Raw genomic sequence first — 25,164 nt, 5'->3', positions numbered from 1 at the left:
TTTGCACAAGTCTGACGACGGCGCCTACGACACGCGCCGCTGCCACAAGGCCATCATCGAACGGCAGGCCATTCCGATCATTCCGATCCGCAAGAACGGGCGGCTATGGAAGGATGACTGCCCGGCGGCACGCGCCCGAAACGAAACCCTGCGCGCGACGCGATATTACGGCAGGGCCTTCTGGAAACGCTGGACGGGATATCACGCCCGAAGCCGCATCGAGGCGCGGATGCGATGCCTGAAAGCCTTCGGCGAGCGCATCATGGCAAGAGACCCCGACCGCCAGACCGCCGAGATCCATATCCGCATCGCCCTTATGAACCGCTTCAACGCCCTCGGCACCGCCGAGATCATCCGCGTGGCATGACGTCAGCGGGGTAAGGGGCAGTCACGCCTCAAGCGCGAGTTGCGCAACAACGCTATTCTTGCGTCGCGCTAGTCGCCAGTTTCAGGCGTAGGCTTTCCAGACTGTGTCGAAAGTGGTTCGCTTCCTGAAGCCATTTCGGCTCCGTCCAAGATGCTGTCGGGTGAACCGTACGGAGGGTACCGCAAGCTGTTGTCGACCTTGTCGCGTTCTGCCTTAGAGAACATCGGAAACGGAAACTCCTTACTTCGTCGCCACTTGTCGACTGTATCTTCCGCATGGGAGGTTTTCTGGGGATCTCGTGGAGTATCTCGAGCGACATAGAGAGTGCGAGACGGGAAAGCGAAGGATGTGCCGGCGCTCTCCACAATATCCTTCAAGCGAAGCAGGAAGTCCTCCCGTACGGCAAAGAACTCGTTCCATTCCGTCACCTGCGCGTAGACTCTGACATCGATGTTCAAAGAAGATTCGCCATAGCCCGCAAATCGGATCCGGACGGTATCACTGTCGATCCTGGGATGGGCGATTGCCATTCTGCGCGCCTCAGCCAGTACATACCGCAGCTGATCCGAACTTGTACTATATATCAGACCGATCGTGGGATTGATCAGCATCTGATCGCATCGAGCCCAATTGATCAGCTCCATATTTACGAATTGAGCGTTCGGAATCGAGATTATGGTGCGATCCATAGCGCGTACATTGGTGGAACGGACACCGATCTTTTCGACAATCCCACTGTAAGGCCCAAACTCGCACCAGTCTCCGACCCGGATCGGTTTGTCGATATATAGCACAAAGCCACCGATCAGGTTCTCTAGTGTCGGTCGAATTGCCAAGGCACCTGCCAATCCGCCAATGCCGAGCCCTGCCAATACGCTTAGCGCGGGAAATCCGAGGGATTGCAAGCCATAGGCGATGATCCACACCGCACCAATGAGAGCGATCAGATGGGCGACCATTTGACCAAGACTGTCCCCCGCATCATCACCAGAACCAGTTCGCGAAGACCAGATTGCCGCCGCGCCGGCCAGGATTGCATTCCAGAAAATGGCCGCAAGCGTTCCAAACCATATGACAGCCAACAATGCGTTCGCCCCATCGGCGAACCTGCCGGTGACGTTGATCTGGCGGGTCAGGAGGTAGTGAAAGAGTACAAGGACTGGCAGGATCGACGCGCAATAGACCAGCTTGGACATCGGGGGCAACAGGTTGCCACGCCGCGCAACGGGTAGCGCAGCGCTGACAAGCGCCGCGACCACGAACAGAAGGAAGCCTGCCACCACCGAGAGGACAACCTTCCAAAGCGGCGTGCCCCAGATATCCTTCTGGAATGATGGAGGGATCGACCCGACCCACGTGGCAGGTAACCACGGCCCGGCGAATTGCTCGAGTTCGGCTCTCCAGTTCACTCCAGTTTCAGCGGTCGTTTCGCTGTCCAGTCCGGCCAGAAACCGGGGAGCGGTTCGTATCGTTGTTTCGTCGAACAAAAACTCGCCGACGCGCTCACCTTCATCGATACGCGACAGGCGAATGGGCGTGTCCGGAACAACGTATGTCCCAAGCCCATCGCCGATCATGGCAGATTTGTCTGGTAATGTATCGAGATCTACTGGCGGGATAATGTCCCAGACGTCCAGAAGTACCATAGCTGTCAGCAAGCCATTGCGCCTTTTGACGGCGTCTGGTTGGTCAGTCAGATCTATGAGGGAGGTGAGTTCATCGGTAAGGGAAACGATACGATCGAATTCCTCGCCCGTGCGTGCGCTCTGGTACCGCTCCAACGATTCTTCCAACAACGCCTTTAGAGTGGAGAATGTCGCCAAGGTTTGCTTTGGAGACTCTGTTCGCACAGCCGGTAGATCCGCTTCGAATGACCGAGCGCTATCCAGTGTAGACACAGATAGGGTAGCCGTCACAGCCGCAATCAGGCCGATAACCGCCAGTCCCAGAACCAGAACACGAACTAATCGCGACATCGCGGTATCATCTTCGGGCACCCTGTCGAGAATGGCGCATCAGAATGGTTCGACAAGATCAGCATTCATCGCGTAGCTGACCTCGATCCGGGCCTCGCCGTCGGAATACCGGACGGTCTGTTCCGACAGGTTCGACGAAAGTGTACCGCTGATCCAGATCGGCGTGTAAAGGCCCGCAACCTCGACCCCCGCGGGATAGCGGACATGCACCATCTGGTTCGCCGGCGGCGGTGGCGTATGGATGCAAGCCCCCACTGTGGGAACAAGAAGGAATTCGACAGCGCGACCATCTTCAAGATCGAGCGGAAGCAGATAGCCTGGCATCCGGATTTCCGATCCGATCATATCCGGGCGCGTCGAAACCGCCTCATCACGTCGCTTCTCCATGATCATTTGGCGCTGTTCGAACAGCCAATCAATGTCCAGGTCCTGTTCCTCCAGGCGCAGGCGGGCAGCTTCGGCGCTTGTCTGCAATTCATTCGGGAGTTCTTTCTCCGTGAAGGATTGCGCGCGAAGAACGGTTCTCAGGTCATCAAGTTGCTCATTTGTAAGGTCCGCGAAGGGATTTTCGTACGTTGCTGGTGGAGGTGCGAGGTCGTCCCAACCGATCTGAAGTGCTGCTCCGAGGCTCGTCGACGCACTGACAAGGATTGCGAGAATGCTAACTGAAATAGCACGTGGAACTATATTCATGGACACGTCTCCCATGGGTTAAAGCCTGAAGGATAGACCATCGGCCAATGTCATTCGATAGACCCGGATGGCGGGAACAAAGCTGGCGGCCAGTCCGGCCATCAAGATTGCAAGCAACAACCAGCCTTCACGCAACAGAGATGCACTTGCGTCGACCTGGAGCCCAAACCGGCTAAGTAGCACCGGCTCCAAGATTGCAGTCAGAGCTCCGAGCAAAACTAATCCCAGTAGCAGGCCCGCCACCGTCACGAGCCCCGCTTCGAGAACGATGAGAGAGAAGATGCGCAAGGGCGTGGCTCCAACGGAGCGCAGGATCGCAAATTCGCGTCGGCGCACCTCCAACGAGGCCGAAAGCATGACGACCATCGCCACGATGCCAGCCAAAGCAACAGCCGATGCCATCAACACAATGGCCCGCTCTGCTGCGCCGGTGATCGACCATAGTTCAATCAACGCCATGGCTGGAAGCACTGCGCTGAGAGGTTCAGCGGCGTATTCCGAAATGGCTCTTTGGATGGAAAGGACCGCGCCGCGATCGGCCAACCCGACATAGATTGCGTTGATCTTGTCAGGTTCATGGGCGTGATCGTGATGGTCGGCCTCAACGCTGTCTGTCGCGTCCTCGACGGGATCGGCATTGGCGCTTGTTTCCTGCGCGAACGGATCGACACTTTTGGTTTTTTCGGCGTGCAGTTGGTCGAACCCCTCCAGCGACACGAAAACCATGCGATCCACGGCCGTGCCCGTCGGCATTAGAATTCCCCTGACGACAAAGGGGGCCTCGTCGTGCAGGTCGAAGGCTACCTCGCCCGCGCCATGTGCATTGACGACAGTCGTGCCAATCTCATAGCCGAAGCGCGTGGCGATCTCTGCTCCGATAACAGCGCCGTCTTCTTCCGAGAAGGAATGACCTGATGTGAAAGCGAGTGGTCTTCCGTTGCTATGTCTGAAATGCTCAAAATATTCTGGCGTAGTGCCTACAACCGGATAGCCGCGGTGGTTGTCGCCCATCGCAATCGGAACCGCCCACGCCACTTGCGGCAGGGCCTCGACCATCTCGTAGCTGTCCCAGTCGATGCCCGGTCCAGTCGAACCCACCCCAAAGACCGTCGCCATGAGGACCTGCACCGGATTGCCGCGCGATGCCACAATCAGATCGATGCCCGAAGCCGAGTTTGCGAAACTCTCCTTCGCGGAAACACGCAAACGCTCGACGCCGATCACCAGAAATACACTGAGCGCGATCGCAAGAACGGTGAGCGCCGCCACAAAACGCCGGTTCCATAGGCTTCCAACAGCCAAGGAAAGCGAGGTCACCATGCTTTGTTGACCTCCGTAATCTCCAACACCCTATCGAAGCCCCGCTCAAGGGATCGATCATGGCTGACAAAGAGAAGTGCGGAGCCCACCGATTCACATTCTCGCTTCAACAGGTCCAGAAAGGAAGCCTTTGCACCTTCATCGAGCGCTGACGTTGGTTCGTCTGCCAGGATAAGTTCAGGGGCCCCGATGAGCGCGCGTGCTGCCGCAACCCTCTGCTGCTGGCCAACACTCAATGACATGGCTGGCGCGGAAACCAGGGCCGGGTCTGATAGTCCGAGTTCGTCGAGCAATCGCAGAGCGGATAGCTTCGGATCTGCGCCCGCCCGCTCACGACGGCGTCGAGAAAAGCGGCACGGCATCAGCACGTTTTCCAATGCCGATTGCCATGGGATCAGGTTGAACATCTGGAAGATCAATCCGATGTGATTAACTCGAAACCGATCCCTTGCACCGCCCCTGAGCTGTCCGACGTCAGTTCCGGCAACAGAGATGCTGCCCGTCGGTATATCGACGACGCCGGCAATCGCTGCTAGTAGCGTCGACTTTCCTGATCCGCTTGGACCACGGAGGAACACGCGTTCCCCTTTCGCGAGGCCAAGCGCGTCGATCCGCAGAACAGGCACATCTCCCTTTTTCCAGGCGTACTCAAGCTTGGTGACGTTCAGGACTTTCGCGCCACTGTCGATCACTGCCATCAACTCTCCCCTATGCCGGAGTCCGATTTCCGGCGACATCAGAAGCGCTGTCCCAGATATAGATAGAGGAACCCGTCTCCGTCATTGTTGATGGCGTAATCCGCCGAGTAATCCAGTGCGAATTGCTGCGAAAGGCGAAATCTGACACCAAGGCCGCCGGCGTAGCCGCCATTGTCAGTGGAGATGTCTCGAATGCTGTCTCCTCCACCGCCTACATCGGCAAAGGCCACGTAACCAATTCGCTGGGACAATCGGCCGCGGAATTCAACCTGCGCAGAGGCGGAGTAATCCTCGAGATAACTCAGCGCCGAGAACCCCCTTGCACCATCGACGAAGCCAACGCCGCAGGTGTCGAAAAAAGGTGCGTCGTCGGAAGTGCCGCACAACACGGCCTTCCCGGCAAGGATGCCGTTCTCTCCCACCGAGCGGTAGCCGGATAGTGAGAAGACGTTTTTCATGTACGAGCGGTCATCGAGTTGAAATCGATCATTGAAGACGGAGTCGATTTCTTCTGCAAAGGTGATCGCCGCAGAACCGACAACACCCGACGTCGGATAGAACGTATCGTCCCTTGTGTCGTACTTTAGATCGAAGGTCAGGCGACCAAGTTCGATATCAAGATCGGGCTGCAGGAAGTCCGGAAGTTCATCGATGAGATCGCTGTCAAGCTTGATAACCGTATCCACATACGCAAGTGTTGCCGAGGCCTCGAATTGCGGTGTGAAATTATAGCCAAGTTGGACACCGCCTCCTGTTACCGACTGGGTGAGTGAAATGTCTTGCTCACCAAAAAAAGGTAACACGACTGGAAGGTCGTAGTTGATGTCGCCATCAACGGCGGCGGCTCCGAGTGTCCACCTGCCATCAGCGAAATTGACGATTCCACCGAGGCCGTAGCCGACTGTTCCGTTCGAAGTCTGCATGTAGCCAAGACCCAAGCCAGAGGGTCTCGAACCAGGCAAGGTGAAGAGATACCCGGCACCAAGGGTGAGGCCAGAACCGATGACATCGTTTGTGAACGGGATCGGAGCGAGAATAGTTGACCCCGCTCGAAATCCGAAATCGGAATCGACGACGGCTCCCGCGGTCTTCGTCGCCGGCCTCAAGGCTGCGTCAGCTGCAATGGCGGATCCTGGTCCGGCTGCGCCCACACAGAATGCCGCGAAGGCGGCAAGGCCGTTCCGCATCCTGTACGCAGTCCAAGTGCAATCCGCTCCCATTCCGGTCGATCCTTGTTTGTTCGAATATTTTCTTCCTGACCTTTGCTCAAAATCAAAGGTCAGGAAGCGGTGGCGCTTCCAGCGTCGCTGCCGATGCGAAAGCGCCAGCTACCGTAATGTGTCAGAACCGGAACTTCGCCCCAAGGAAGGCGCCCGAGAGATTCAGGTCGTCGAAGGGGCCGAAGTCGTCAAACTCCCAGTCAAGGTACCGATAGCCCAAGGCGACATCGAAATTCTGGAAACGATAGTTGATCGCTGCGGCGGCCTGCCAGGTCAGATCGCTCTCACCCGTTCCGACATCGCCGTAGTAGGAAAGGTACCAGTTCTCATTGATGTCCGATTGGCCTCGGAAACCGACGACCCCATCGATGTTGGTGCCCGAGTCTTCTTCCTTCACGTTCAGACCAGCCGCGCTGAGTTCTATCGTAGAGTCGAGCCAGAGGTAACGAAGCCCGCCGGTGATATCGAGTTGAGTTCCCGCTCCTTCATAGACCCGATAACCGGCGCCTAAAGTGCTGATGACACCGCGAAGATCGACCTTGCCATCGATATCCACATTCATGCCCAAGACGTCTACAGTGGTGTCGCCTTGTTCCTCGACATCCAAATAGATCAAATCGCCGAAGACAGTCCATTTGCCCTTCTGCGCCGCAACTGTTCCCATGAGGCCGAAATTCAGATCTTCGATGATCTTGTCGATCCCCATGTCGATATCGGTGCCGGTCGTCGTTTCCCCGCCAAGAGAAGCGCCCCAGAAATAGAGCTCGGCGCCCCATTGCCAGCTGTCCGACATCGCGTCCTGCGCCGACGCGCTCACCGGCGCGGCCATCAACGCGATGGCTGCAAGCGCCGAAGCACGACGCGTAGTGTAGAAACTCATGATCCGTTCCTTTCAATATGTCTCGTCGGCCTGCCTGCGCCCGGCATGTGGCAAACATCACGCGGTACTTGCAGCCAGTGACAGGATTTGGTGGGCAGGCGACGGACAAAACCTGTCTGCTCGTCGCCCGCCAGAGGCTTAGTTCAGCGTGTTCTTGTAAATCACGCCGTCCTTCATGATGATCTTGATGTTGTTGCGGTCAGTAACCGGATCGAGGCTTTCCAACGGGTTACCTTCGACGAGCAGGAGATCGGCCAGCGCGTCCAATTCGACCCGTCCGATAACGCCGGGATACGGATTGCGCGGCCCGGACAGTTGCAGCAATTCCGTCGCATTGCCGGTGGTCATCTTCAGGATTTCATAGGGTGTGAACCAGTCCAGAAGGCGCTCCAATTGCTCTACTTCTTCACTGACACCGATGCCTTTTCCGGGGCTGATGAAGATGTCGGTTCCGTGCACAACTTTGAGGTCGGGCAAGGATTTGATTGCCTCGTAGACCTTGCCGGTTCCTTCGCAGACGATTGCTTGCTTGGCGTTCTGCTCCGGGGTCAGCCCGGGCTCATTGCACAATGTGAATGGCTGGATGCTGAGCCAGACCCCTTCGTCCGACATGCGCTGTAACGTGGCTTCGTCGAGAAGCTGGCCATGCTCAACCGACTTGATCCCGCCATCGATGGCCTGGTTGACGGCGCGGGTCGAGTAGCCATGTACGGTAACGTAGGTGCCCCAATTCTCTGCGGCCGCCACCGCCGCTTCGATTTCCTCCAAGGTAAACTGCGTCGTGTCGAGCGGATCGTTGATGCCGCTGACCGAACCGCTGATCGCGAGTTTGATCTGTGAGGCGCCAAGGCGAAGCTGTTCACGCGTTGCGGCGAGCATGAGCGGCACACCGTCGACGACCAATCCGGCGCCCTTCTGCCCAGGGACCGTCATCGTACCGGTTATGGTTGGATTGGGTTCGACGGGGAGCCGGAAATCGGCATGCCCGCTGGTCTGAGAAATCATGGCACCGGAGGGATAGACCCGCGGACCGGGGACTGTGCCTTCATCGATTGCCCGCTTCAGGTCAAACACGTCTCCAGCCATATCACGAACAGTCGTAACGCCGTTCATCAGCGTTTGTTCTGCGATTACAACGCCCTGGATCATCCCGTAGCCCGGTCGCTGGAAGAGGACCTCGGGAAACGTGATCCCGGAAAACATAAGATGCGTGTGCGAGTCGATCAGTCCGGGCATCAGCGTGTGGCCCTCACCATCGATCACCATGCCGCCGGCAACCGAAAGATCTTCGGACGATATCTGAGTGATCACGTTGTCGGTGACGACGACGTTGACGTCCTCAATGAGGGCTTCGTTGACGCCGTCGAAAACGTCAACGTTGGTGAACAGGATCGGTCCGTCAGAGGTGTCTTCCTGTGCTTGGGCTGCGCCGGAAAAGATGGCCGCAACAGCAACCAGGGACGCAGTTCCGTTCCATAGTTTCATTTCTTTCTTGCTCCTATGCTTGATGAATGCGTTTGACCGATTGCTTCCGCCGGGAGGGCTTCGAGGGGATCTTGAGCGACAATCGTATTACGGGCCTTGGGAACGGGCCCTTCGGCAGCGAGGGTATCCGTGTCCAGCCGCCAAAGGCTCTGCATGCGCACCATTCCATCGAGAAGATGGATCGTCTCGTCGCTCGCCTCGGCGCGGAGCGTTCCGGTCACGCTGACGGGCAGGTAGATCGAACCCGTGCCACTATCTGGCTCGAAGTACAGCCGTACCAGTTCGTTGGGCGGCGGCGCGGGGATATGGCTGCACATCCCGACCACCGGCACGAGATAACCGATCCCCCTGCCGTCCGGGCCAGTTCCGGCCGGGATCAGGTACCCTTCGAGGCGCACTGCGGCGCCTTCGAGCAATGGGTTCGTGGCGATCTGCGCCTCCCTGCGTTTTTGGGCGACGGTCCAGCGCTGCGCCAGAAGCGCCGCGATATCGAAGCCAGAAACGGCGAGCGCCGCTTCGGCGTCCGAGCGGCGCGCTTCGAGGCGCTGCCTGTCCTCCGGGGACAGGTCTGTCTCTGCGAGCCGCGCGCCGAGCCGGACGACTGTCCTGAGCTCGTTCATTCGCTCCGGCCCCATCTCCAGATAGGGGTCGACGAAGGCGCGGGCCGCAGGGTCCGCCAGATCGTCGAAATCGATCCTGGCCGGCTCCGCGGCAAGCATGGCCATCCCCATGGGGATGGCGAAGGCTGTCGCGAAGATCACACGCATCCGTTTATTTCCCCGCGGCGGCTCAATTGCCGCCCTCGGGCGGCAGGCCGGGGGCGATGTCGGGCATTCCGGTGGAAAACTCGAGGTTCCAAGCCTCCTCGCTCACCGGCTCGAAGCGCGGCGCGGCCTCGGGCTCGAAGCGTATCGGCTGGCCCGGAAAGACGCTGAGCAACTCGTCGTCCCGCACCGCGACGGTACCGTTGACGACAACCGCCTTGAACCCGGTGGACGGCACCAGCCCTTCGGAATAGGTCGAGTTGTCCGTCACCGTTTCAGGGTCGAACACGACGATATCGGCGACCATCCCTTCCTGCAGCCGACCACGTTCCTGCATGGCCTTTAGCCCGGTGTCACCCAGGTGTTTGGCGGCGTTGTAGCTGAGGATCGACATGATCTGCATCAGCGGGATGTCGTTCTCGCGGGCCAGCCGGATCGCCTTGGCGCGCGCGCCCGAAGTGCGCGGATGGGTGTTACCAATCTGGTCGGCCGGCGTGTCCCAAGGGCCGAAAATCGGTGTTCCGGCCATTGCGTCGCTTGCCATCGTCGTGCCGCGCAGCGTCAGCCAGCGCACCGAGTCCTCCTCAGGCATCTTGAAGAGGATGATTTCGCGGGTCGGGTCGTCCTGCAGGGCCTGTTCAAAAGACGCCGTCGTGTAGAAGTCACCGGTGATGGGGTCCTGAACCGTGTCCTCGTATTTGTGGCCAAGCCTGTCTACCCAGTTTTCAGGCTGCATGAAGACCGCGTTCACCGTGGTCGCCCCAGCCGAGTAGGGATAGACCTCGCCCCAGACGTTGTGACCCTGTTCGGAAAGACGTGTCAGCAATTCATGCGTCAAACGGTAGCCGGGATTGTTGAAGTGCAGGATCGAAACCGGCGCGTCGAGCGCGAGACCGTTGGCCAAAGCCTCCTGCGCGCCCACATTCTCGTTGGTTGCATTGTCCGGGGTGAAACGCGTGTGGACGCCGGTGTGCCGGCCGTAGCGGGCGGCGACCTTCTGAACCTCGAACATCTCGCGCGAGGTAACACTGTTGCGCATGTAGCCCAGCGTGCTGCCGATCCCGACCGCGCCGTCCTGCAAGCCCTTGTCGAGGATGCGCAGAATCTCGTTGCCAGTGTCATAATCTGCCTTGGTCTGGCTCCAGCCGGATTGCTTGCGGGTTTCCAGAACAGCAATCGGGCCGCGCAGCAGGTTGTCTCCGCTGGCCCCGTCGATGGCGATAGAACGCGCGATCTCGTGGCTCGCCGCGCATCCGTAGTTGGCCTGCGTAACGCCTTCGCGCGCGGCATACCATTCCGGGATGAGGTTTGCAGCGCAGCCCATCTCCAGGTCCATGCTGCTGGTCAGCCCGTCGTGCAGCCCGAACCTGTAGCCGATCGGTGCCTGCCAGTGGAAATGAGTATCGATGAAGCCGGGCGCGACGACGTGGCCCGTGGCGTCGATCTCGTCCGCGCCAGTCAGAGTGTCCTTCGAGATCTCGACGATACGTCCGTCGGTGATCCCGACATTGGCAATGTCGTCGTAGAGCGTCTCCGGGTCCATGACCCGTCCGCCGGTGATGACGAGATCGTAGTCCTGTGCAATGGCCGTTGAAGAGACGGACAAAGCAAGAAGAGTTGCAAGCGCGGTTGCTGAGCTTTGTTTAACCAAGATCTTTTCTCCCTGTCGAAAAACGCGGGATCCCCGGCCAAGCCAATGCTCGACCAGGGAGAAGGTGTTTCAGTCAACTTTTTCAGTTTGCGAGCGCATTCCGGATGGCAACTCCCGCTGGAATGTTCTGCACGACCGAGTCGTCCACCACGACCTGTCCATTCACGACGACATAGGGAATGCCGGTAGAGGGCAGAGAGTTCTCGCCGATCTTGGGGGTCGAGTTATCGGTCACCGTCTCGGGATCGAAGATCGTGATGTCGGCGGCCGAGCCCTCCTGAACGCGCCCGCGGATCTTCATTTGGGGCACATGGTCTTCAAGGAACAAGGCCGGCTCGTAGCTCATCTTGGAGATGGCATCCATCAACGAGACCGTCCCTTCCTCACGCACCATGCGCAGGATCTTCGCGTGGGTTCCTGCGCCGCGGGCGTGTCCGTTCGCCTTGCCGTAGGGCGTGTCGAACGTTGCGGTAAAGCCAAGCTTGTTCCCGTCATCGTCAGTGATGATCCACGGCATCCCGTCCGATCCGACGATCACGCCCGGCCGGGCGAAGGCTTCGTCGATGTATTCCTGCTTCATGGTGTACATCAGCAGATCGGTTCCGGGCGCTTCCTTGCGCAGACGATCGAATTCCTCGTTCGTCAGCGGTTCGCCCGTCGCCGCCAGCTTGTAGTCCGAAGCCTGAATGCCCATCCGCTCTTCGAAACCCGGCGCATTGTAATCGGCATCCACATAGGTGCCGGCATATTGATAGGGGTAGAACTCGCCAACCACCTTCTGGCCGTTGGCCCGGGCCGAGTCGATCAGGTCAAGGCATTGCTTTGTCAGACCAAGACAGTTGCTCTGCACATGGTGGATCAGCATCGGCACGTTGTTCTCGCGCGCAATGGTCAGCATCTCCGTGATGCCCATGAAGCCGCTGGGCGGGATTTGGGCCAGATACCGGACATGCGTGGTGATTGGCACATCGTATTTGGCAGCCAAGCTGGTAACGCCCATGAGTTCCGGGCTGCCAACCACGGTGTAGTACCCGATGGGATAGGCAATTCCGATCCCACCTTGCTTCAGCTCCGTTTCGATCGCCTCGATGATCGCGCCCTCATCAAGCGGATCGAAGGTCTTCGTCTTGAACTTCGCTCCGTCCTGCATGGCTGCCCCGAGGGCCGGACTGTAGAGAACACGTCCGTCCGGTTCCTGCCCGTCGAGCACCGCCACACGCGCGCCGACATGCGCAACGTTGGTCCCGTAGTTCACGAAGGACTTTCCGTCCCAATATTCATAGAAGTTCTTGACCGGGAACGCGCCCACCTCCAGGTCCAGCGGCGTGGTCACGCCATCCCGAACATAGAGCTTGTGCCCGAACTCGGACTGAGCATGTGAGTGGTAGTCGATGAAACCGGGGGCGACCACGTGGCCGGTGGCGTCGATCACCCGCGCGCCTTCGAGTTCCTGGTCGGTGATCTCGGTGATGAAGCCATTGTTGATGCCAACGTTGGCAACGGCATCGAAGCCGGTTTCGGGGTCCATCACCCGACCGCCCGCGATGACAAGGTCAAAGGACTGTGCATAGGCCCCAGTGGGAAAGGCAAGGGACGCGAGAAGCAGGAGAGCGGTGGAATTCTTGCGCATTCTGAAAAGTCTCCACTAACGGGTTTTTAAGGATCGCCGGAGGTGTCTCCGCCGGTCTATTTCGGGAAAAGGAAAGTCACGTTGAAACGCGCCCCCCAATCGGGACCGTTCTCGTTTCCATCGACATCGAGATAGCGCCGGCCTGCGAGCTGGAAGCTGATTGGTTGCTTGCCAAAGGTTACGAGCTTGCTGACGCCGGCATTGACCGGAACACTCCATTCTTCGGCGTTCCAGTCGTAGGTGGATTCCGTGTTCAACGAGAAGGTCCACGCATCCGGCGTCGTATAGGTCAGGAAGGGCTGCACGAAGGTCGTGTTGTATTGCTCGCGATCATCCGGTTCGTTGATGCCCCAGATGTGGTTGACCAGCCCGCCGAACGTCCAGCCGTTTGCCTGCCGAAGCGCAACGGCGGTCGGACCAAGGCCAAACTGCTTGCTGGAAAGCGCGTCGTCGGTTGCCGTTGGCAAGAGGGCGATCGGACCGAAGCCAAGGATCCACCCGCCAACAGGCTGCTTGGGGGAGAAGAAAAGGGACTGCTGGATGTCTCCCAGCCCCGAAATGTCGTCGAGCCCCGGCGCCGGAGCCTCGATGTCGACAAGGGGAATGATCGTCCGCGAAATGAGGTTCCAGTTCTCTCCGATGTCGAACGGAAAGACCGGCTCGATCAGCAGCGTCCGGCGCGAGGTGTCGTTCTGGCCGATGCCGTCGTCGTAGTTGAACTGGAACGGGACGCTAATCAAGCTCGCCACGGGGTTCGAAAGCTGCTTGGCGAGATCCGCATCCGCGAAGGCCAAAGACGAAGACATTGCAAAAAAGCAAGACGTCATCAAGCGCGATGCGAGCTTCGTCTCTAGGCGTTTCGATCGATGCATGATGGTTTCCCACTGAAGCTTAATTGGTTGACAAGTCTTGTGTCTTTCTCTGGCTACCTCCGCGCGGAGGGAATTATCAAAGGATGTCAGAGCAACGGTGGGCCACGAACAGGAATCGAGGTGCAAATCATCCAGTCGCCTTGGGCAGGGCATCAAACCAAGGTGCAAATCATCCGGAACATGCTATTGTTACGAGAACGTGCGCTTGCAGGATGAGACATGGTCGATTGGAAAGATCGGACACCTTTCTACGACTACTTGTCACGGCTCCCAGTGGAGGAGTCCGTGCTCGTTCAGTTGGAGCCCGGTGACCTCGGTCTTTCCAGCATCGACGTCCGAGGGCGCGAAAGTTTCATTGTCCGCTTCAAGACGGGCGCGCGGTCGATCTGGACCATGGTGCCCGAGCCGCAATGGGTTGGCTTTCTCGTCCCGATTTCATGGGCAGGCGACTATCTTCTTAATGGCATGGCCGCCAAGCCGAACAGCGTGTTCCAGCTCGATGGCACTCAGGAATATGACACCGTCACGGAGCAACGGGATGCCGTGACCGTCGGAGTGCGCCGGTCGGTTTTGGCCAGCGCGGCGGCCGCTCTGACCGGAGGAGAATACCAGATACGCGCACCTTCACAAAAAAAGATGGACGTCCCTGCAAAGCACCGGCGACAGTTGATTTCAATCCTGTCAAAGGCGATTGCGGCTTCACCTGTTTCCGCGTCGGGAGATCATTTTCAGAGCATGCCGCGTACGATTGAAACTGACATGGTATCTGCCATTGCAGACTGGATGATCCAAATGGATGATCTAGATACATGCCACCTGGTCGCAAACCGCAGTGACTTGAAGATCGTCAGAGACGCAATGGACGCGATCCGGCAGGCCGGCCATGCCAATTTATCAATTGCAGATCTGTGCCAGGCCGCGGGTGTCAACAAGTCACGGCTGCATCAGGCATTCTCCGAGGTCCAGGGCGTCTCGCCCGGAGATTACCTGTACCGAACGCGTCTGACCTACAGCCGGGAATTTTTGCTCAAGTCAGAACGAGTGGGACAGTCCGTAAAGGACATCGCCATCAAACATGGTTTCCTGAGCAGCGGCCAGTTTGCCCGAGCCTATCGTTCCATGTTTGGTGAGCTGCCGAGCGAGACGATGGCTCGCTGACCAAAAAAGGTTCCCGTCAGATTCTTTCCGATCAAAATGGGCGCATCAGACGGCCTGAAAGATAGATTTGCTAGATACTTGTGTTCTGTTTCGATTGTTGGTGGGATGCCATATGTTCCCGGATAGTCACCCGATCTTCGTGCCCCAGAACGACGTGTGATCCGCTGAGAAATACCCATCCGCCGCCCGGAAATACGCCTGAAGCTCGACAGTATCGCCTGCGCTGAGCGCCACCATGGTCTGGAGCCAGAGCGCGGTCGCTTCGGAGACATGAGCGCCGGAGATCTCGCCGAAGGAGCCCCTGATCTCGGTCGAGCCGTTCCGCATCAGCCGCCCACGCATCCGGGAGGATGTGCTGCCATTCGTCTTGAACAAGAGCGTGGCACCGAAGAGATACGTGCCATCCGCCGGCGCAACGAAATAGTTGTTGGTCGCGTCGAAGGCGGACTGGTCGTTGTAGTCGGTGTTGTTGATTGCAAGTTTTGTCCAGGTGTCGACGCCGACGTAGTTGTCGTAGTTGGTGTAGCCCTTGAAGCGGGGAAGGCGCGGCTGATCGACGATGCCGCTGAGCCGATCGACACTGAACGCGTCGAAGAAGGTGCTGCCATCGTCCGAGACCGCGAGCCGGAAATCATCGGAGCCAAGGAGACCGAGCAGTGCCTTCGTCACATAGCCCGTCTGGAGGGTGAGCCCCAAATCGTCGCCGGAGGCTTCCTTGTTCATGGTGTAGTAGAGATCACCGGTCCCGCCCTCGGCCGCGCCCAGCGCCGTCCAGAGTGCCGCGTTCAGTTTCGCCGAGAAGGGATTGGACGTGTCCGCCTCGGTGCCGATCCCAAGCAGGGAGAGGTTCTGCAGCGCGGTGGGCAGGATGCTCACCCAGGCCGCGCCATCCCAGACCAGCAGCACCCGTTCTCCGGGCAAACTCTCCCCCGGAGAGTTTGCTGATCCGTCGAACTCCTCAATCCACACCCGCCAGCCCGGCCGTGGCGCCAGACGTAACCACACACCATCGACACAATAGGCGATACTGCCGTCCCATCCGGACCACTCTCCGCTCGCACCTGACGCAATCAGAAAGCGGTCACCGTCTGCAGGATCGGAGGGCGGTTCGGTTCTGGCCGTGCCGCGCACGGAGAGATGCACCAGCCCGTCGAGCAGCCGGAGGGACTCGTTCAGGGTGACGTGTTTCTGTGCCTGGCTGGCCAGCAGATAGGGCAGCAGGAGGTTCGTGGTGGCATCGGACATGGGCTGAGCCTTCTAGAAATAGAGCGTTTCAGTCTTGGGCGCTCCCCGGCCCACCAGGGCGGAAAGCTGGTAGATGCGGATGGCGAGGCTGTCGCCCGGCCCGAGCAACGCCCCCCAATCGGCGGTCTGCTGTGCGGCGGTGTAGAGGGCACTGGTGGTGTTGGCCGACAGGGTCCGTTTCACGCTCGCCCCGTCGCGGATCTCCACCTCGTAGGCTTCTATCTGCTCGGACATCGGAACCTCGAGCGCGGTCCAGTTGTCGGCCGAGAGTGCCCGCGATCGCCGCACCCAGAGGATGGTCAGATCGCCGGGTGTCCTCGGCGTGCGCCAGGGCTGCTCGACATGCGCGACAGAGAACGGCCGCAGCCCAGCGCCGGTGGGCGTGAAGCTCTCCGCCACGTAGGTGTCGCCGGAAACGGGATGGCTCGCCGGGCCGACACGCCAGTTCCAGGCGATGCCCAGTTCCGCCTCCGAGACCGGCAGGGCCGCGAGGCTCGTATCCAGCACGGCCACCCGCGCCCCGGCCGGTGCCGGATTGCCGATGGCATGTTCGGTGCCGCGTTGGCCGCGCAGCAGCCGCGTGAGTCGGTACCGCCCTTCCGCCAGAAGCTCCGCCGTGCCCGCCTGGACGATCTCCCAGACGCCGGCCGCGGACTCTACGGCAAAGGCATTCGCCCCGGCAAAGAGAGCGAGGTCGGTGACCGAGCCGAGCGTGCCGGACCTCAGGTCCACGATCAGCTCATTGCCATGGTCGAAACGCGACACCGGGCCGGACCAGAGATCGGACACCAGAACGCCCATCTGCGCGGGAAACGTGACGCCGGTCAGCCATTCGAAGCCATCCCCGGATGCGGAACGCCAGACCGCGATCTCGCCCGGCCATGGCGCAGAGAAAGCGGCGACGAGCGGCCGATGCGGGGCGACATCCTCGGAGATCTGCGGCAGATCGAGCAGGGCGACCTCCGGCTCGCCGAACACCACCGGCACTTCCGGGGTCGATCTTCGCGGCGTGCCTGGTGCGAGGGTCGCGGTGGCGCGATCCTGCCGGATCACCTCGACATTGCGCGCCTCGCCATCAGCGACGGAGGTCAGGCGGTATTCGGTGAGCCTGCCGTCATGATCGAGCCAGATCACATCTGTCGGATCCAGCGCGAGCCGGGAGGGCGGGAGCCGGAAGCTCGCCGTCTCCCGTCCGACCCATGCCTCCATCAGCGCGCGCCGGCAACGCCGTTCCGCCTCCTCTGCCGGCACCGCCATGGGGAAGGACTCGCTGCTGATCCGCGAGGACTCCACAGTGATGCGACGCGCCTCGACCACCACCGCGTCATAATCCTCATCTGCCCGCGTCACGCTCCATTTGAGCGCCTGCGGCAGTTCCGTCTCCTGGGCGCGGGTCAGTTCGATCGGCTCGCCGCTCTCCGCGGCCACCAGATCGTCGAGGGTCAGCGTCGCCACCGCGGCACGGCCCCGCATGAAGAACCGGATGACACCTTCGCTCTCCACCGCATCGAAGCCGAAATGCCGTCCCAGCGTGGTCAACGCATTGCGCGGCGCTTCGATCCCGGTGACGGCATAGCCCTCGACGGCGCCCCAGAGACCGGAGACATCGATCTGATCGGCGGTCAGCCCGGCCCGGAGGCAGAGATCGCGCACCAGCGCGGCCAGCGACGCGGAGCCGAGCCGGCCGGTGAGCCAGTGCCCCAGCCGCCAGTTCTCGCCATCGCTCCAGACATCGGTCAGTTCGGGAAAGAACGGATAGGGTTGTCATTGCCCCCTAAAACTGGGCCACTAATTTGGCCGAGGAAGGGGGACAGGAGATGGCTCGGAAGCGTTATTCGGACGAAGACATCCTGAAGCTGTTGCGCGAGATCGAACTGAAGCTGGCGGAGGGAAACGACGTTCGGGCGGCGTGTCGTGCAGTCGGTGTCAGCGATGCGACCTATTACATCTATGGACGGCTCTCCCTATGCAAGCTTTTCGAGGCGGCCTCCGATCGATGACGGGTGCTGACATCTATCCGGCGTCGCCGGTCGATGTCGGCGCGCCCAAATGGGTAATCCGCGAAGCATGGCCCTCAACAAATGGTCGGCCTCAAAGGCCTTTATAAAAGCCAGGGTCTCCATGCACCGGGACCGTCCGGTCGGGTCATTTCCTCTCTCGCCTGCACCTTGAACCGTTCCGCGTCAGGTTGCGGGACGGTATTCCTCATTCTTGGCCAGCAGTGCCCAGATGATGCGCGCATTCTTGTTGGCGACGGCCACGATGGCGCGGTTCGTCCCGCGGCGCTCCCGGAGCTCATTCACCCATTGGCTGAACCGATCCGTCTTGCCGACTGCAGTTCGAACGACCGCGCGGGCGCCATGGACCAGCAGAGTTCGCAGATGCTGGTCGCCACGTTTGCTGATCCCCATCAGGACTGTTCGGTTTCCGCTGGAATGCTGGCGCGGGACCAGTCCCAGCCAGGCAGCCATGTGTCGACCGTTGTCGAAGTCGCGGCCATCCCCGATCGCGGCAACGACGGCAGTGGCAGTCTTCGGCCCTACACCACGTATCTTCCCCACCCGGCGACAGGCCTCACTCTCCCGGTAGACTTGGTCGATGCGTCTGTCGAACTCCCGGACCCGCATGTCGATCTCGGCCATCAATGCCAGGAGGGATGACAGGGTCTCGCGGCAAAGCTTCGTGAGCTCATTGCTCTCGTCTTCGATGATCCGAGAGATCATGGCGCGAGCCCGCGTGATCGACTGCCCGAAGGCGATCCCACGATCAAGCAAAATGCCACGCATCTGACTGACCAATGCGGTTCGGTGATTGACCATGCGCCGCCGCGCCCGATGCAGGGTCTGCACATCCTGCTGGGCGACACTTTTCTTCGGCACGAACCGCATGCGGGGCTGGACGACTGCAATCGCGATGGCCTCGGCATCGTTGCGGTCATTCTTCTGCCGCCGACCAAAAGGCTTGACGTGCTGCGGCGCGATGATCCGGACCTCATGGCCAAGCGCCTCGAACTGGCGCTGCCAATAAAATGCGCCGGTGCAAGCCTCGATACCAATCACACAGGCCGGGACCTCTGCGACAGCCCGAAGAAGTGTCTCCCTCCGCACACGTCGGCGTAGCTTTATTTCCCCGCTATCATCCAGCCCACAAAGCTCGAATACGTTCTTGGCAAGATCAATTCCGATGGTCGTGATGGTCATTCTTCCCTCCTGTGTCTTCAGCAACCCGATCCTGTGCCGGGGGCGGGAGAGCCGTCCATCCCATCAACTGGCGTCGTCGGTTCGGCGGGATGTGCAAGTCGCAACTTTCGGAGTTGCGCGGCCTTGAGAAGGAAAATGCCCGACTGAAGAAGATCGTGGCAGAGCTGGAACTCGACAAGCTCATTCTCAAGGAAAGCCTGAATTTCCTAAAGCCCAGGGCCTGACGACGAGCCAGCTTCGTCAGGCCGTCATTCACACCCGCCAGAAGCTCGCCACGTCGGAGCGGCGAACCTGCGAGGTGATCGGCCTTGCCCGCAGCTCGATGCAGTACCACGCCGTCGAGAAGAACGATGACGCCCTGCGGCTGGCCATGATCCGCCTGGCAAAGAGCTATGGTCGCTACGGCTACCGCAAGGTGACCGAGTTGCTGCGGATCGAGGGCTGGCGCGTGAACCACAAGAAGATCGAGCGCCTGTGGGGCGAGGAAGGGTTGCAACTCCCTCAGCGCCAAAAGCAGAAACGACGGCTCTACCACAAGGACAGTTCGATCATCCGGCTGCGACCGACGCATCCGAACCACGTCTGGAGCGTCGATTTCGTTCACGACAAGCTCAGCAACGGGCGCAGCTACAAGATGCTGACCGTGCTGGATGAATACACCCGCCAGGCGCTCGCGGTGGAGGTCAGGACACGGATGAGATCAGAGGACGTGCTTGAGGTCCTCTACGGCCTGTTCCTGCGGCACGGAAAGCCCGAGTTCGTCCGAAGCGACAACGTCCTATATCGGGAAAAATTAGCTGTTTAGGTCAGCAGGTCATGGGGCATCCGGTGTCCCGAATGCCCTGATATGGTTGCCCAGGCGGTCTCCGCCGTCAAGAAGCGGTCTCTCCCATAGCAAACACAGGGTACGCGCAGAGGCGGCCCTCACCGTCCTTAAGACGAGATCCAAAATCCCAAGCGGAAGACCTGAACATTATCTACGAGGTCAGCGAGCTGCCTCCACGGCTCTTATCAGACAAGGGTCCTTCCGCCTGGGCTCACCCCCTCGAAGAAGGGGCGATAGGGTTCGCCGTGTTTGACCACGGCGTGTACGGTGCGCGCCATCTTGGCAGCGATTGCGGTGTAGGCCTTGCGACGCAGATGGGCGTTGTGTCGATCCCGCGCGATGTAGCGTTCGAACTTGTCGCGGAAGCTGTTGGTGCGTTTGAGAACCGCGACCTGGCCGGCCATCCAGAAGGTTCGGCGGAGCCGGGCGTTGCCGTATTTGGATATCCTGCTCTGGCCGCGGAACATTCCGGACTGCACGGTGGCGAGATCCATGCCGCAGAACTTCAGAAACTGTCGGTGGTGCCGGAACCGGCGCAGATCACCGGCTTCGGCGAGAATGGTCAGAGCGTTTATCGGGCCGATCCCCGGGACGGTGGTCAGGAGCTGGTAGTCCGGGTGATCGGAGAGAAGCTCGACGGCCCGCGCCTCGATCTCGTCGCGCTGTCGAACCAGACTGCGCCCTTCGGCCAGCACGAGGCGGAACATGCGAACGGCATCGGAGTCCGGGTGGACGGGCAATCCCACGGAGCCAACCGCCGTGGCGTAAATATCTGAAAGCAAGCGTTCTTTGGACACCTTGCGGCCGACTACCTGCCAGGCATCGGCGATGAAGGCCTCGCAGCTCATGGCAGAGATCATGTGTGGTGACGGATACTTCTCCAGGAAGGCCAGGAACCAGTCGGTGCGCGAGCTGCGGTGAAAGCGTTCGGCCTCGGGAAAGTAGAGCGGCAGGTAGTGGGTCAGGATGCGATGCCACAGCTCGGTCTTCGAACGCGAGACGATCTCGTGCGTCTTCGACAGTTCCTGGATGTCGGCAGTGCCGGTTACAAGCGGATCATGGAAGAACTGAACAGCCCCGATCTCGAGCATGTGCAGGATGACCTGGGCGTCCTTGGGATCGTTCTTGTCCCAGCTGTTGTGCAGGGCTTCACGCGTCCGGGCCAGACCGACGGAAGAGACGAGCTTCAGATCGAACCCGGCCTGGCCGAGGTGGTGCGCCAACGGCCGATGGTAGTTGCCGGTCGCCTCAAACCCGATCCGCACCGGTAGATCGTAGCTGGAAAGCGCCGTGGCCAAGCGCTGAAAGTCGTCCAGCGCGTTCGTGATCGTCAGTCGGCGACGGCGCTTTTTGCCGGGGGCGCCGATCAACACTTCATGGCGATGCTTGGAAATGTCGATGGCGACCATCAAGGTCGAGGCGGTAGTATCGGTGGCGGTCATAGCCGGTCTCCTCAGCGGTGTGGTTCATGCAAAACCACTGTTGAGACCTGAGACCCGGTTATGGCCACACGCTGCGCTATCTGAGGGCTGCGCGCGTGGCCATAACCTCTCGGCAGCCATTCTTCCCGAGGTGCTACGGTCCCGAGTTCGCCGCCGAAGCTACGCAGGCCTGGCTTGAGAAGGTCGGAGTGAAACCCATCCGGATCTATCCGGGATCGCCCTGGGAGAATGGATACAACGAGCGGTTCAACGGCACCCTCCGCCGCGAGGTCCTGAATGCTGAGTGGTTCTCGACCACCAGACAGGCCCAGATCGCTATCAACTGCTGGCTCAGGGAGTACAACCACATCCGCCCGCATCAAGCGCTCAAAATGAGGCCACCGGTCCCCGAAACTCTACTCAGAATTGGCCCATAGGAATGGGGCTGGACAGAAATCCGTGGGACACCCTGCCCACTAAGTCATTGATCCGCATAACGCGGCATTGCGCGGCGCGCGGGACACCGAAGTACTGATTTTACTTCCAAATTTCGGAAACATGGCAGTCTCTCATCACCCACCACCGCCCCCGGAAAGCCCTCCATCTCAGAGCCTTGCCCCCGGGCCACGGCTTTCCATGACCTGAAACGTCGTGACGGGCCAGGGCAGTGCGCGCGAGTCTGCCCCGCTCGAAATTCTTCGCTGGACGCCGACGGGGCGCCCTGCCCGTGCCGACTGGGAACACGGACAGAGCGCAAGGTCTTACGCTTCGATGTGATCGAACCGGCCGACGGGCTTCCGGGCCTCCGGCAGTCTTCGGTCGACGCCGAGGAACAGGACGATGTTCTTGGCCACGTAGATTGTCGAATAGGTGCCGACCACGATCCCGAAGGTGATCGCCAGCGCAAAGCTCCGGATGACGTCCCCGCCGAACAGCAACAGCGCCAACAGGGCGATCAGCGTGGTCGCCGACGTCAGCACGGTCCGGCTCAGCGTTTCGCTGGCCGAAAGGTTCAGCAGGTCCCGCAGGGGCATCGAGACATGGCGCCTGAGGTTCTCGCGCACCCGGTCGAAGACAACGACCGTGTCGTTGATCGAATACCCGAGGATGGTCAACAGCGCCGCCACGAAGGCCAGGTCGATCTTCAACCCCAGAAGGGCGAACAACCCGAGCGTCAGCAGGATGTCGTGCACGAGAGCCACGACCGCACCGACGGCGAACTGCCATTCGAAGCGCATCCAGACATAGGCGAGGATCGAGAGCACCCCGCCCGCGATCGCCATCATCGCGGCATTGACCAGCTCCGGAGAGACCTTGCCGCCTATGCTTTCGCTCGCGGTGAAGCTCATGTCCGGGTCCACCTGCAACAGCGCCGTGCGCACATCCTGCACCTGCTCCGACGACAATGCGGCACCGCCCGATGCCCCGTCGCTCTCGGCGGCGATGCGGAGGTTGGCGACATGGGCCGCGTCCGCCCCGCCCGAGCCGAAGACCTCGGACACCGCCACGTCGGCGAACCCGAGGTCGCTCAGCGCGCCCCGGTACTCCTCCAGTTGCAGCACATGTGGCGTCTCGATCCGCAGGCTGGTTCCGCCGGTGAAGTCGATGCCGAGGTTGAGGCCGAGCGTGGCGATGAGCAGGATCGAGGCCAGCATGGCGGTGGCGGAGGCGCCGAAGGTCACCCATTGCAGGCGGAAGAAATCGATCACCGGCTGCCGGTCGAGAAAGCGGAACAGCCCGTTCAGCGGCAGGCGGGAGGGGCGACGCCATTCCAGCCAGCTCTGCAGGATGAGCTTCGTGACCACAAGCGCGGTGAACATCGAGGTCAGGATGCCCAGCCCCAGGGTGATCGCGAAGCCGCGCACCGGGCCGGCGCCGAGCCAGAACATCAGCCCGGCGGTCAGCAGGCCGGTGAGGTTCGCGTCGAGGATCGAGGAAAAGGCATTGTCGAACCCGCGCCCGACCGCCCGCCACAGGTTCCGCTCGCTGCGCACCTCCTCGCGGATGCGCTCGAAGATCAGCACGTTGGCATCCACCGCCATGCCGAGCGTCAAGACGATCCCCGCAATCCCCGGCAGGGTCAGCGTCGCTCCGACGACGGAGAGGACGGCCATCAGGATCGCCATGTTGATGGCCAGCGCAGCGACGGCCGCCAGGCCCAGACCGCCGTAGCAGACCAGCATCAGCGCGCTGACGGCCGCAAGCCCGATCAGCCCGGCATTCAGGCCCGCAGCAATGCTGTCACTGCCAAGCTCGGGGCCAACCGTCTTTTCCTCAAGGAAAGTCAGCTTTGCCGGCAAGGAGCCGGAGCGCAGCAGCGTCGCCAGCTGTGTGCTTTCATCGATGGTAAACTGCCCGGTGATGATCCCGCTGCCGCCCGGGATATGGTCCTGGATGACCGGCGCCGACAGGATCTCTCCATCCAGCACGATGGCGAAGGGGCTGCCGATATTGGCGGCGGTGAAATCACCGAAGGCACGCGCGCCGGCCGTGTCGAAGCGGAAGGAGACCGCCGGGCGCCCGTTCTGATCGAAACTCGCCTGCGAATCCGTCAGGTGATCGCCCGACACCACCGGCTTCGGATCGAGCTGGTAGGTCACCCCGGCCTCCCCGGCCAAGGGCAAGGTGAGGGCACTATCGTCGTCCTGGCTCCCACGCGGCAGGACCTCGTGAAACGACAGCTGCGCGGTGGTCCCGATCAGGCCCTTGAGAGCCTCGGCGTCGGAGAAGCCCGGCACCTCGATCACGATCCGGTCCTCGCCCTGCCGCAGGATGGTCGGCTCGCGGGTTCCTGCCTCGTCGATCCGGCGGCGAATGGTTTCAAGGCTCTGGGAGACCAGCTGGTCGGTCAGCGCCTGCGTGCCGGCATCGGAGTAGCGCAGCACCAGCACGCCCTCCTCGAGCGCCACGTCCAGATCCTGCGCCGCCAGGCCAGCCGGCGTCACGACACTCGAAGCGAAACCTGCCGCGATCTCGGCTGCCCGCTCGGAGAAGTCCGCCGGTGTGAGCGCGATGCGCATTTCACCGGAAGGCGCATCAATCCGCCTGATCTGGACCGAGCTGCCCCCTTCCTCGCGCAGGGCATCGCGCAGCGAGGGCCACAGGGCAGCAAGGCGCTGGTCGATCGCGCCGAGCACGTCCACCTCGGCCAGAAGGTGCGCACCGCCACGCAGATCGAGCCCGAGGTTGATGAGCGAGGACGGCATCCAGCCGGGCCAGCTTGCCTCCACGGCGTGCTCGGCGGCGGAGGACTGGTTCTGCGCGTCGACACGCGCGTAGAAGGCATTGGGCAGGGCGAGCCACAGGCACAGCAGGCAGATGCCCCAAACGCCGATGCGTTTCAGAAGTGTAGGTCGTTTCATGATCTCTCCACGACGGAACCGGCCACACGGCCGATCGTTCCTGTCGGTTGCTTTGTATCTTTGGGAGTGCATGCGCCGACGGCCTCCGAGCGGAGGCGGTCAAAGGCGCGATCAGATCATGTCGATGGGAGGTCCGCGGCTGCGATGGGCCCGCGAGACCTTTTGCGGGCCGGCCGGTGGCGCCCTCGGCGCGGCCAGGTATTCGAAATGCTCGTCCGGTAGCTGGGCGAGTTCCGATGCGGCCACCGGTGCCCCTTCCGCGCTTTCCCTGCCCGGAGGCACCACGTGCTCCGACCTCAGCGACTGCAGGCAGTCCTCTGCCGGGAGCCCCGCCAGTTGCCCGATCGTCTGCTCAACCCGCTCGGAAGCGAAGGCAGCCGGCGAAAGCGGCGGGCG

20 protein-coding genes and 2 pseudogenes are annotated in these 25,164 nt (G+C 60.8%); 6 read left to right on the top strand and 16 right to left on the bottom strand.

Annotation, left to right across the window (positions count from 1 at the left end; genetic code table 11):
• Positions 1-16: 16 nt before the first annotated feature.
• Positions 17-367, top strand: a pseudogene (locus CHB86_RS03935) (transposase); the annotation flags it as partial.
• Positions 368-435: 68 nt separating this feature from the next.
• Here CHB86_RS03935 and CHB86_RS03930 read toward each other — a convergent pair.
• The 11 genes from CHB86_RS03930 to CHB86_RS25010 form a co-directional block, all read right to left on the bottom strand.
• Complete coding sequence (locus tag CHB86_RS03930) at positions 436-2,190, bottom strand: mechanosensitive ion channel family protein (protein ID WP_176442758.1); 1,755 nt, start codon at positions 2,188-2,190, stop codon at positions 436-438.
• Between the two features lie 192 nt (positions 2,191-2,382).
• Positions 2,383-3,036: a DUF3299 domain-containing protein gene (locus CHB86_RS03925; RefSeq protein WP_176442757.1), complete on the bottom strand. Its 654-nt coding sequence runs from the start codon at positions 3,034-3,036 to the stop codon at positions 2,383-2,385.
• 18 nt (positions 3,037-3,054) lie between these two features.
• Complete coding sequence (locus tag CHB86_RS03920; protein ID WP_089231423.1) at positions 3,055-4,356, bottom strand: ABC transporter permease; 1,302 nt, start codon at positions 4,354-4,356, stop codon at positions 3,055-3,057.
• Positions 4,350-5,054 carry an ATP-binding cassette domain-containing protein gene (locus tag CHB86_RS03915; RefSeq protein WP_089231629.1) on the bottom strand — a complete coding sequence of 235 codons (705 nt, stop codon included), beginning with the start codon at positions 5,052-5,054 and terminating at the stop codon, positions 4,350-4,352. The genes CHB86_RS03920 and CHB86_RS03915 overlap by 7 nt, the downstream gene beginning before the upstream one ends.
• Before the next feature lie 38 nt (positions 5,055-5,092).
• Positions 5,093-6,241: a BamA/TamA family outer membrane protein gene (locus tag CHB86_RS03910; protein ID WP_176442756.1), complete on the bottom strand. Its 1,149-nt coding sequence runs from the start codon at positions 6,239-6,241 to the stop codon at positions 5,093-5,095.
• A 154-nt stretch (positions 6,242-6,395) separates the two neighbouring features.
• A complete protein-coding gene (locus CHB86_RS03905) occupies positions 6,396-7,154 on the bottom strand; it encodes a porin family protein (protein WP_089231420.1) in 759 nt (252 codons plus the stop codon).
• Between the two features lie 138 nt (positions 7,155-7,292).
• Positions 7,293-8,639 (bottom strand): metal-dependent hydrolase family protein, encoded by a 1,347-nt coding sequence (locus CHB86_RS03900; protein WP_089231419.1) that lies wholly within the window; start codon positions 8,637-8,639, stop codon positions 7,293-7,295.
• Positions 8,636-9,406, bottom strand: a complete 771-nt coding sequence (locus CHB86_RS03895; protein ID WP_089231417.1) for a DUF3299 domain-containing protein — start codon at positions 9,404-9,406, stop codon at positions 8,636-8,638. Before CHB86_RS03895 ends, CHB86_RS03900 begins: the two co-directional genes overlap by 4 nt.
• Positions 9,407-9,428: 22 nt before the next feature.
• Positions 9,429-11,009, bottom strand: a complete 1,581-nt coding sequence (locus CHB86_RS03890) for an amidohydrolase family protein (protein ID WP_217898254.1) — start codon at positions 11,007-11,009, stop codon at positions 9,429-9,431.
• Between the two features lie 127 nt (positions 11,010-11,136).
• Positions 11,137-12,684, bottom strand: coding sequence for an amidohydrolase family protein (locus CHB86_RS03885; protein WP_089231413.1), 1,548 nt, complete (start codon positions 12,682-12,684; stop codon positions 11,137-11,139).
• 56 nt (positions 12,685-12,740) lie between these two features.
• Positions 12,741-13,556, bottom strand: coding sequence for a transporter (locus CHB86_RS25010; protein WP_245837718.1), 816 nt, complete (start codon positions 13,554-13,556; stop codon positions 12,741-12,743).
• A gap of 219 nt (positions 13,557-13,775) precedes the next feature.
• Here CHB86_RS25010 and CHB86_RS03875 point away from each other — a divergent pair, with 219 nt between their 5' ends.
• Positions 13,776-14,714: an AraC family transcriptional regulator gene (locus CHB86_RS03875; protein ID WP_089231409.1), complete on the top strand. Its 939-nt coding sequence runs from the start codon at positions 13,776-13,778 to the stop codon at positions 14,712-14,714.
• 126 nt (positions 14,715-14,840) lie between these two features.
• Here the strand turns inward: CHB86_RS03875 and CHB86_RS03870 are convergent, their stop codons facing one another.
• Together CHB86_RS03870 and CHB86_RS03865 are read right to left on the bottom strand one after the other, a co-directional pair.
• Entirely contained in the window at positions 14,841-15,959 is a 1,119-nt protein-coding gene (locus CHB86_RS03870) for a DUF2793 domain-containing protein (RefSeq protein WP_089231407.1), read from the bottom strand.
• A 12-nt stretch (positions 15,960-15,971) separates the two neighbouring features.
• A pseudogene (locus CHB86_RS03865) lies at positions 15,972-17,723 on the bottom strand (phage tail protein); the annotation flags it as partial.
• A gap of 53 nt (positions 17,724-17,776) precedes the next feature.
• Between CHB86_RS03865 and CHB86_RS03860 the strand changes: the two are divergent.
• Positions 17,777-17,959, top strand: coding sequence for a transposase (locus CHB86_RS03860; RefSeq protein WP_089231404.1), 183 nt, complete (start codon positions 17,777-17,779; stop codon positions 17,957-17,959).
• A 183-nt stretch (positions 17,960-18,142) separates the two neighbouring features.
• On the opposite strand, the gene CHB86_RS03855 is transcribed toward CHB86_RS03860, so the two are convergent.
• Complete coding sequence (locus CHB86_RS03855; RefSeq protein WP_089231402.1) at positions 18,143-19,159, bottom strand: IS110 family RNA-guided transposase; 1,017 nt, start codon at positions 19,157-19,159, stop codon at positions 18,143-18,145.
• An 89-nt stretch (positions 19,160-19,248) separates the two neighbouring features.
• Here CHB86_RS03855 and CHB86_RS25190 point away from each other — a divergent pair, with 89 nt between their 5' ends.
• Complete coding sequence (locus CHB86_RS25190; RefSeq protein WP_281251208.1) at positions 19,249-19,383, top strand: hypothetical protein; 135 nt, start codon at positions 19,249-19,251, stop codon at positions 19,381-19,383.
• A gap of 74 nt (positions 19,384-19,457) precedes the next feature.
• Complete coding sequence (locus tag CHB86_RS03850; RefSeq protein WP_089231401.1) at positions 19,458-19,964, top strand: IS3 family transposase; 507 nt, start codon at positions 19,458-19,460, stop codon at positions 19,962-19,964.
• A 206-nt stretch (positions 19,965-20,170) separates the two neighbouring features.
• On the opposite strand, the gene CHB86_RS03845 is transcribed toward CHB86_RS03850, so the two are convergent.
• On the bottom strand, positions 20,171-21,427 hold the full coding sequence (locus tag CHB86_RS03845; RefSeq protein ID WP_089231399.1) for an IS110 family RNA-guided transposase: 1,257 nt from the start codon (positions 21,425-21,427) through the stop codon (positions 20,171-20,173).
• Positions 21,428-21,522: 95 nt separating this feature from the next.
• Here CHB86_RS03845 and CHB86_RS25340 point away from each other — a divergent pair, with 95 nt between their 5' ends.
• On the top strand, positions 21,523-21,843 hold the full coding sequence (locus tag CHB86_RS25340) for an integrase core domain-containing protein (protein WP_176442755.1): 321 nt from the start codon (positions 21,523-21,525) through the stop codon (positions 21,841-21,843).
• Between the two features lie 324 nt (positions 21,844-22,167).
• On the opposite strand, the gene secD is transcribed toward CHB86_RS25340, so the two are convergent.
• Complete coding sequence (gene secD / locus CHB86_RS03835; protein ID WP_089231396.1) at positions 22,168-24,768, bottom strand: protein translocase subunit SecD; 2,601 nt, start codon at positions 24,766-24,768, stop codon at positions 22,168-22,170.
• Between the last annotated feature and the right edge of the window lie 396 nt (positions 24,769-25,164).

Source organism: Tropicimonas sediminicola (assembly GCF_900188335.1).
GTDB lineage: Bacteria > Pseudomonadota > Alphaproteobacteria > Rhodobacterales > Rhodobacteraceae > Tropicimonas > Tropicimonas sediminicola.
This window is presented reverse-complemented; position numbering and strand designations above follow the sequence as displayed.